General features: G+C 57.2%; 3 protein-coding genes. All 3 read right to left on the bottom strand.

Translation table 11 applies throughout. The features are described from left to right. Positions 1-265 (bottom strand): hypothetical protein (locus H5U36_10255; protein MBC7218488.1); only part of this gene is annotated, 265 nt, incomplete at its 3' end. A 36-nt stretch (positions 266-301) separates the two neighbouring features. After that, complete coding sequence (locus H5U36_10250) at positions 302-1,600, bottom strand: class II D-tagatose-bisphosphate aldolase, non-catalytic subunit (protein ID MBC7218487.1); 1,299 nt, start codon at positions 1,598-1,600, stop codon at positions 302-304. Between the two features lie 15 nt (positions 1,601-1,615). Continuing rightward, a partial coding sequence (locus tag H5U36_10245; GenBank protein MBC7218486.1) for a carbohydrate kinase family protein occupies positions 1,616-1,888 on the bottom strand: 273 nt, incomplete at its 5' end.

Here is a 1,888-nt window from a genome sequence, read left to right as displayed (position 1 = left end):
TCTTGTCCTCCCAGAGGAACTGCCCCGAGATTGGTGGGGTGATGGAGAGGGGAAGGAGGGAGAAATCCTTTGAAACTCCGACTTCCTCTTCCGGCACGGCGTCTTGAGAAAAAACGATACGGATTTCCGTAACCACCGGGGGGACAAGGGAATCAGGAGACGGGGAAACGGAAAGAATGGTGAACTCCTCTTCCTGAGCAAGGAGAAAGCCCGAAAAAAGAAACACGGAAAGCGCAAGGATCCCAAAAACCCAGGACCACTTCATGAGGTACTCCCCTCCTTTCCCCTCCATGATACCACATTACAGGACCTTTTCGAGACGTTTTTCAAGGTCCACGAGGTTAAAGGCCCGGAAGTACTTATCAAGAGCTCGCTCAATGGAGAGGAGGACAATTTCTTCGGGGAAGTACCCATTGCGCCTCAGGTTCTCGTAAAGGAGCGCCCGTGCCGCCACCACCTCGGGATTCGCCCAAACATAGCGGCATCCGGTCTTCACAAGCCAGGCCTTCCGCTCTTCTGAAAGCTCAAGGAGGTCTTTGCCTTCCTCCTCGGGAAGGAGCCACTTCCTCCAGCGGTTACTCCGATGCACCGCCTCAAGAAGGACCTCGAGGATTCGGGACCTTTGAGGAATCCGCCCCTCCTGTGCAAGTTCCTCTTCAAGGCGGGCAAGTTCCGCCAGGGCATTGTACTCCTCTTCCGTGAACTCGGGACCCACGTTGGCTGCCCCCATCCCGGATTTTGGGTAGTCCTCAGGATTCTCCACGTAGTCCGTGTAATGCCCTTTGATAAAGGAACCGTAAGGACGTGCTTTCTCGGCAAGGGTTTGGGCAACCTGGGGGTCAAAGAGCGTGGTGTGGAGGTCCGTCCCCACTTTTCCCACCACGAAAATCGGCCAGACTTCCGAAAGGCCCCGCGCTCTGAGCGCCTCTTTGAGTCCCGAAAGGAAAGCCTCGAAAACCCGGAGGTCCGCCAACCCTCCATGGACCTCCTCAGTCCCCACCTCATATGAAATCGGGGGAAGACCCCTTGACCTCCGGTATTTTTCGGCATGCTCTATGAGCTCCACCGTCCGCTCGATTACGACCTCAACGGGAAGAGGTGTCCCAGGAGGGAGAGTCCGATCCACGGTGGGATCGACATGGAGGAGATCGTACCCCGCATCAATGGCCGCCTCAAAGGACCTCTTCACCCAGTCCATGCATTCCTTGAGGTTCCATCCTTCGATGGTGTGGCGGTCCTTCACCCAGGGACCTCCGTGGTCCACGGCGATAATAATGAGCCCCTGGAAATCAATGGCTTCCGCCTCCTGTTTCACGAGTTCCACAAACTCCTTCTGGGTGAGCCCTGTATACCCCCGGTCGATGTCCACCTGGTTGAGCGTAGCCGCGAATTTCAAGGGTGCTCGAGCCCTCTTGGCTGCGCGAAGGGCTGCCCGAATGACGGTACGGGAATTCGGGCACACCGCAAGGAGCGTCTGCCTTTTCCCCTCAAGGCGGGCGAGTTCTTCCATTTTCTGTACCAGGAAATCACATACCGGAACTCCTGCTGCCTCGGCTTTCTTTCGAATGGGACTCGCATCAACGCATCTTCTTGGGAACATGGACGTTCCACTCCCTTACGAGAAACGCCTCAGGAACGCTTCGACTTCGTCCCACGTGGGGGCTCCCTCCATCGGTCCTTTCTTGGTCACCGCCAGAGCCCCAACGGCATTGGCAAACCGTGCCGCCTCTTCAACCTCCATCCCCCGGGCAAGGGCCGCTAAGAACCCGGCACAGTAGCAGTCCCCCGCTCCTGTGGGGTCAACTTCCTCAACCGGAAAGGCAGGAACCGACCATTTGCCCTCTTTTGTCACCACCGTTGAGCCACGCTTTCCTTGCTTCACCGCTAC

The organism is Candidatus Caldatribacterium sp. (genome assembly GCA_014359405.1).
Classification (GTDB): Bacteria; Atribacterota; Atribacteria; order Atribacterales; family Caldatribacteriaceae; genus Caldatribacterium; species Caldatribacterium oleiphilum.
Note: the sequence above shows the minus strand (reverse complement) of the source record. Positions and strands in the feature narration are given on the sequence as shown.

What these genes read in the sequence shown, in the direction of transcription:
- H5U36_10250 (MBC7218487.1), bottom strand. Translation starts at nt 1,600, where the DNA reads ATGTTCCCAAGAAGATGCGTTGATGCGAGTCCCATTCGAAAGAAAGCC.